A 6,909-nucleotide genomic window follows, 5' to 3' on the forward strand; every position below is an offset into this window, starting at 1 on the left:
TCGTCTAAACTGACGGGCTAATTCTTCGTATCCTTTGTTCTCGCTGAATAGTTACGAATTATATTTGTATTCTGAAAATATCATAAGATGAGCAACAACGGACATAACATAGAAAAGACGAATTTTGATGCATTTATAAATGCTGTCGGTTCGGAAATACAACAGGCGCAAGTACGGCTGATTACCGCTGCCAATGCGCAAATGTTGTTCCATTACTGGAAAATGGGCAACTATATTCTCTATCATCAGCAACTGCACGGATGGGGAAGCAAAACCATCAAACAATTGGCAAAGGCTATCCGATTCAATTATCCCGAAAAGAAAGGTTATTCGGAACGCAACCTTACCTATATGTGTCAGTTTGCAAAGGCATATCCTTTAAGAGCGTTGCAAAGTTTCATAGAAACGGATGCAAGCCTGATAGCACCAAACGTGAAGAAAATTGAGGATGAAGTACACTTCTTAAACGATTTTCAATTTACGCAAGAGCCTCTTGCGCAAATTCAATCTGCTGATAACAAAGAAATGATAATCACGCAAGAACCTCTTGCACAAATCCACAATGTTACCAAAACTGTATCTGATATTTACCAAATGGAAATTAAGGATATAGAAAGCGTATTCATGACATCACCTGTTGCAAGAACTAATTGGGCAAGCCATGTGATTATGCTTAACAGTTCACTTCCATTGGGTCTAAGCTACTGGTACATGAAGCAGTCCGTAGAAATGGGATGGAGCAGCAATGTATTAAAATTACAGATTGACAGTGATTTGTATAGCCGACAAATCAGCAACAACAAGGTTAACAATTTCACGACCACACTTCCGGCTCCACAAAGCGACCTTGCCAATTACCTACTCAAAGACCCGTACATCTTTGATTTGGCAGGAGCCAAAGAAAAAGCAGACGAAAGGGATATTGAAGAACAGCTGGTGAAACACGTTACCCGCTACCTGTTGGAAATGGGCAACGGTTTTGCCTTCGTTGCCCGGCAGAAGCATTTTCAAATTGGTAACAGCGATTTCTATGCAGACTTGATTTTGTATTCCATTCCCTTACACGCATACATCGTAGTAGAATTAAAGGCTACCCCATTCAAACCGGAGTATGCAGGACAACTGAACTTCTACATCAATGTAGTGGATGACAAATTAAGGGGAGAGAATGACAACAAGACTATCGGATTGTTGCTGTGCAAGGGGAAAGATGAAGTTGTAGCGCAATACGCATTGACAGGCTACGACCAGCCGATAGGCATCAGCGATTACCAGTTGAGCAAGGCTATACCTGAAAACTTAAAATCGGCCCTGCCAAGCATAGAAGAAGTGGAAGAAGAACTGACTTCCTTTCTTGATAAAGATAAAAACCCATAAACCAAGCGTATATGGCAGGAGAAATACAGATTATGATTCCCCAATATGGCGAACTCAATCGGATATACAGCGACTTTATAATCAGCCATATTTTCTCTTTTGACAGGCAGAAATTCATCACGGACTTCTACAAGCAATACAATGACACAAAAGCTTTTGAAGCCGCCATCATTGAACTGGTGCTTGACAAACCGAAAGAACAATATACTCTGGTTCTCAACAGCCTGAGAACCGAGATAGAGAAAAACATACTGATTTACGAAAAACATCCATTGTTTGATGATGAGATAATTTCCCGTGTGTGCTACAACTTCGCTGGCAGATATGACGCTGATATAGAAGCACAGCTGAGAGTTACACAAAATTTAAGCACGCCTTTGAATGAAGCATACAACAGGTATGATTCCATTGGCTACAGGGTACATACGGCAGAAGAAGAAAAGCAAGCCGAAAAGGAGTATGAACGCTGCAAGGCTGAATATGAGAAGGAAAAAGAAGAACTGGACAGGCTTTATGAATTGGAAAGGCAGGCAAGAAAGGAATCTCTCCAATATATTGAGAACTGTTGCGGAGATATTTATAAACTGAGTTTCCATTTTATGGAAATATTGGCAAAATATATTCCCGTAGAAAAAGACAAGCCGGATGAACCGAGCAAGCAAGAGAAACAGCAGGATGCGCCAAAGGAGCAATCCGAATATTTCGATGCAGAATTACTTTCGCTTATTCATAAAGTCTGTGTGGGGGAACAGTTTGAAGATATTGCAACGCAGGACTTCTATGCCAACATGAACCTATCCTCCTGTAAAAAGGAATTAAAAATCAAGGCACGAGAAAAAATACGGGTGTGTTACCTGATATTCCTGATGAGTGAAAGACTGCCCAAACAAGACAGAGATAAATGGAAGAATACAATCCTGAAACAGCTGGATATTGACGAGAACTACTATAAGTCAAAGTACAAAGAGCCTGTTTCCGATTTTCCAAGTGACAGTAACCAGAAATTCGCCAAAGAAATGGACGCAATATTCCGATAATCCGTGATACACCCTGATATTTTACGAAATTACCACTTTTACCACTCAAATTAATTTTTGAGTGGTATTTTTATTATCTGATATTCAGTGAAATAATAAAATATTCCATTTGCACTAACCACATCCTTACCACTCACGCCCCTACCTAATTTTGCATCGTTCGAGAACAGAGATAACAGCCAGTGCGCAGGGCTGATTGTTTAACGGCTAAATAGATTGAACGATGACAAATCTTCAAGAGTTATTATTAAAACCCGTCTGGCAGATGACAGGCGAAGAGTTCATATTCCTGAGCAAGCACGCTTCCGGTCAAACGGAAACGCAACCACGACCCGTTACGGACACAGAAAGAAAGTATGTGTACGGAATACTGGGCATAGCCAAACTGTTCGGGTGCAGCCTGCCAACCGCCAACCGCATCAAGAAAAGCGAAAAGATTGACAAAGCCATCACCCAGATAGGACGCAAGATTATCGTGGATGTGGAGCTTGCCCTTGAACTGGCAGGAAAGAAAACCGGAGGACGGAAATAACGGGAGGAATAGCTATGGACTATATGAAAGAATTTAAGGACATATCGGCAGAAGAAGCCGTAATCCTTTGGCAAGCCTCACGTTTGAGTCTGTCGAAAAGTTATGAGAAAGCACCTGAAATCCTCAAAGTGCATGGTTCTGTCATTGGGACATTGGGCAATTTCAGCGCATCCATCGGCAAAGCCAAAAGTAAAAAGACATTCAATGTTTCGGCTATTGTAGCCGCCGCATTGAAGAATGGCACAGTGTTGCGGTATGTAGCGGAACTCTCCGACGGGAAGCGGAAAGTGCTTTATGTTGATACGGAGCAAAGTCCTTATCATTGCCTGAAAGTCATGAAACGCATTTTACGGATGGCTGACTTGCCTGATGACAGGGATAATGAGAACCTTGAGTTTCTCGCCTTGAGAAAATACACACCTGAGCAGCGTATAAAGATTGTCGAACAGGCTATCTATAATACGCCCGACATTGGGCTTGTAATCATAGATGGTATCCGTGACATGGTATATGATATCAACAGCCCCGGCGAATCCACACGCATCATATCCAAGCTGATGCAGTGGACGGACGACAGGCAGATACACATCCATACGATACTGCACCAGAACAAAGGGGATGAGAATGCGAGAGGGCATATCGGCACGGAGTTGAACAATAAGGCGGAAACCGTATTGCTGGTGGAAAAGGACAAGAGCAACGGGGATATAAGCAGTGTTTCCGCCATGCACATCCAGGCAATGGATTTCGAGCCTTTTGCCTTTCGCATCAACGATAGTGCCCTCCCAGAACTCATAGAGGGCTACAAAACAGAAAGCAGGAAACCGGGAAGACCAGAGGAAGAAAAGTTCGACCCTTACAGGCATATCACCGAACAGCAGCACCGTATCGCATTGGAAGCCGTTTTCGGGCTGAAAGAGGAATACGGTTACAAGGAACTGGAAGATGCCTTAATCAAAAGCTATACGTCAATAGGTGTAAAGCTGAACCATCAAAAGGCGGTACCGCTCATCACCATGCTTCGCAACAAACGGATGATAGTGCAGGAGAACGGCAGAAAATACACATTCATGCCCGACTTCCACTATTAACCCGTTACCTGCACTCGCTTCACTTTATTCTGTGGGTCTATATATTAAGGATAAAGCGAAGTGATGCAAGGAATGGATAAACCGCTTCACTTTATTGCCGTATTCTATATATACGACAATTTAGTGAAGTGGTTATACAGACCGTACTTCATAAAAATGTACGGGCGAAAAGAGAAATAAACCAATTTACCAACTACTCAAACAATCATTTTATGGATATACAGACAGCCAAGCAAATCAGGATTGCAGATTATCTGCACAGTTTGGGATATTCTCCCGTCAAGCAACAGGGTATCAACCTATGGTATAAATCACCGTTAAGGGAAGAAACTGAAGCCTCGTTCAAGGTAAATACCGAGCGTAACCAATGGTATGATTTTGCACTCGGCAAAGGCGGCGGCATCATCGAACCGGCTTCACACTTATATGCTACCGACCATATACCTTATATATTGGAACGCATTGCGGAACAGACTCCACATATCCGTCCTGTTTCTTTTTCTTTTGGCAAGCAGTCATCTTCCGAACCGAGTTTTCAACAACTGGAGATTGTGCCGCTTTCTTCTCCTGCCCTACTCACCTATTTGCAGGAAAGGGGAATAAACATTGTACTGGCGAAAAGAGAATGCAGTGAAGCGCACTTCACCCATAACGGCAAACGGTATTTCGCCATCGCCTTTCCCAACGTGTCGGGTGGGCATGAAATCCGCAACCGATATTTCAAAGGTTGTATCGCACCAAAAGATATTTCCCACATCAGACAGCCGGGAACAGCGAGGGAAACGTGTTATGTGTTCGAGGGATTTATGGACTATCTTTCATTTCTTACTTTGAGATTGGAAAATTGCCCGAAATTTCCCGAACTGGACAGACAGGATTATATGGTATTGAACGCTGTATCGAATGTGAGCAAGGCTCTCTATCCTTTGGGTAGCTACGAGCGCATCCATTGTTTCTTTGACAATGACCGTGCAGGGATGGAAGCACTCCGGCAAATCCGTATGGAATACGGCAGGGATTTATACATCCGTGACGCTTCGCAAACCTACAGCGGATGCAAGGACTTGAACGAATACCTACAGAAACAGGCTGAAAGAAACAGGCAAGTCCAATCCGTAAAAGGGACGCACAGTCAGCCACCGAAAAAGAAGAACGGCTTTCGGTTATAGCCCACTATAACTACACGCTCCGCTTCCGTAGTTGTGGGCTCTCCCGAGGGGATTAGGGCTTTGCCCTAATGACCCACTCAGGGCGTTCACCCCTGAGAACCCCGAGCAAAGAGTGACCCTCTCTTTGCAATCACCGCTTATGGGTTGCACCCCTAAGAACCCCACTGCGGAAGCGAACAAAGCAATCTAATGTAAACAAAAAAACTATGGCAACAAAATCAAGCATACATATCAAGCCTTGCAACATCGCATCGAGCGAGGCACACAACCGAAGGACTGCCGAGTATATACGAAACATCGGGGTGTCCAAAATCTATGTTGTGTCCGAACTTTCTGCCGACAACGAACAATGGATAAACCTGAACTTCGGCACTCCCGAACTGCAAACGCACTACGACAATATCAAACGGATGGTCAAGGAAAAGACCGGACGTGCCATGCAGGAAAAAGAACGGGAACGCAAAGGAAAGAATGGTAAAATAATCAAGGTGGCAGGATGCTCCCCCATTCGTGAGGGTGTACTGCTCATCAGACCGGAAACCACACTGGCAGATGTGCGTGAATTTGGCGAAGAGTGCCAAAGACGCTGGGGCATCACGCCACTACAAATCTTCCTGCATAAAGATGAGGGGCATTGGCTGGATGGAAAACCTGATACAGAAGATAAGGAGAGTTTCCAAGTGGGTGAAAAATGGTTCAAGCCGAATTATCATGCCCATATCGTATTCGACTGGATGAACCACGATACAGGAAAGAGCCGTAAACTCAATGACGAGGATATGACAGCAATGCAGACTTTGGCATCAGACATTCTAATGATGGAACGTGGGCTATCAAAAAATGTTACTGGCAAAGAGCATCTGGAACGCAATGACTTCATCATTGAAAAACAGAAAGCCGAACTACAACGCATAGATGCTGCAAAGCGGCATAAAGAACAACAGGTAGAGCTTGCCGAACAGGAACTCAAACAGGTAAAATCGGAGATACGCACCGACAAACTCAAAAGCGTAGCCACCGATGCTGCCACAGCCATAGCAAGCGGTGTCGGTTCTCTTTTCGGCAGCGGAAAACTGAAAGAGCTGGAACATAGCAATGTGGAACTGCATCAGGAGATTGCCAAACGGAACAAAAGCATTGACGATTTAAAAGTCCGTATGCAACAGATGCAGGAACAGCATGGCAAACAGATTCGTAATCTTCAAGGAGTGCATAATCAAGAGCTTGAAGCCAAAGACAAGGAAATATCACGATTGAATACCATTCTTGAAAAGGCGTTCAACTGGTTCCCTTTACTCAAAGAGATGTTGAGAATGGAAAAACTCTGCTATGCCATCGGATTTACCAAAGATATGGTAAACAGTCTTTTGACAAAAAAGGAAGCAATCAGATGCAATGGAAAAATCTATTCTGAAGAGCATAGGCGAAGATTTGAAATCAAGAATGATATTTTCAAGATTGAGAAAAGTTCGGTTGATAATAATAAACTGGTGCTTACAATAAACAGGCAACCGATAGGCGAATGGTTCAAAGAGCAATGGGAGAAACTTCGGCAAGGTTTACGACAATCAGCGGAAGAACCAAGAAAAAGTAGAGGATTCAAGTTATAATTCCGTTCTATATAATGCAAAACATCAATAAAATAACTTTAAGTACATGACAAAAATTTGAAAACATCGAATTTTGGGGTATAAGTCGGACGC

Annotated in this window: 6 protein-coding genes; all 6 read left to right on the forward strand. The window is 43.3% G+C overall.

The genetic code is table 11. The features are described from left to right. Positions 1 to 87: 87 nt before the first annotated feature. The 6 genes from E5355_RS18615 (at position 88) to E5355_RS19600 (ending at position 6,816) form a co-directional block, all read left to right on the forward strand. Positions 88 to 1,377, forward strand: a complete 1,290-nt coding sequence (locus E5355_RS18615; RefSeq protein WP_123486817.1) for a PDDEXK nuclease domain-containing protein — start codon at positions 88 to 90, stop codon at positions 1,375 to 1,377. 11 nt (positions 1,378 to 1,388) lie between these two features. Next, entirely contained in the window at positions 1,389 to 2,414 is a 1,026-nt protein-coding gene (locus tag E5355_RS18620) for a hypothetical protein (RefSeq protein ID WP_016271975.1), read from the forward strand. Positions 2,415 to 2,637: 223 nt separating this feature from the next. After that, entirely contained in the window at positions 2,638 to 2,946 is a 309-nt protein-coding gene (locus E5355_RS18625; protein WP_136011500.1) for a DUF3853 family protein, read from the forward strand. 14 nt (positions 2,947 to 2,960) lie between these two features. Further along, a complete protein-coding gene (locus E5355_RS18630) occupies positions 2,961 to 4,037 on the forward strand; it encodes an AAA family ATPase (RefSeq protein ID WP_136011501.1) in 1,077 nt (358 codons plus the stop codon). A 212-nt stretch (positions 4,038 to 4,249) separates the two neighbouring features. Then, complete coding sequence (locus E5355_RS18635; RefSeq protein ID WP_136011502.1) at positions 4,250 to 5,206, forward strand: toprim domain-containing protein; 957 nt, start codon at positions 4,250 to 4,252, stop codon at positions 5,204 to 5,206. 206 nt (positions 5,207 to 5,412) lie between these two features. After that, positions 5,413 to 6,816 (forward strand): coiled-coil domain-containing protein 22, encoded by a 1,404-nt coding sequence (locus E5355_RS19600; RefSeq protein WP_168354391.1) that lies wholly within the window; start codon positions 5,413 to 5,415, stop codon positions 6,814 to 6,816. Positions 6,817 to 6,909: the final 93 nt, after the last annotated feature.

Origin of the sequence: Bacteroides muris (ex Afrizal et al. 2022), from assembly GCF_004793475.1 — a bacterium.
Classification (GTDB): domain Bacteria; phylum Bacteroidota; class Bacteroidia; order Bacteroidales; family Bacteroidaceae; genus Bacteroides; species Bacteroides muris.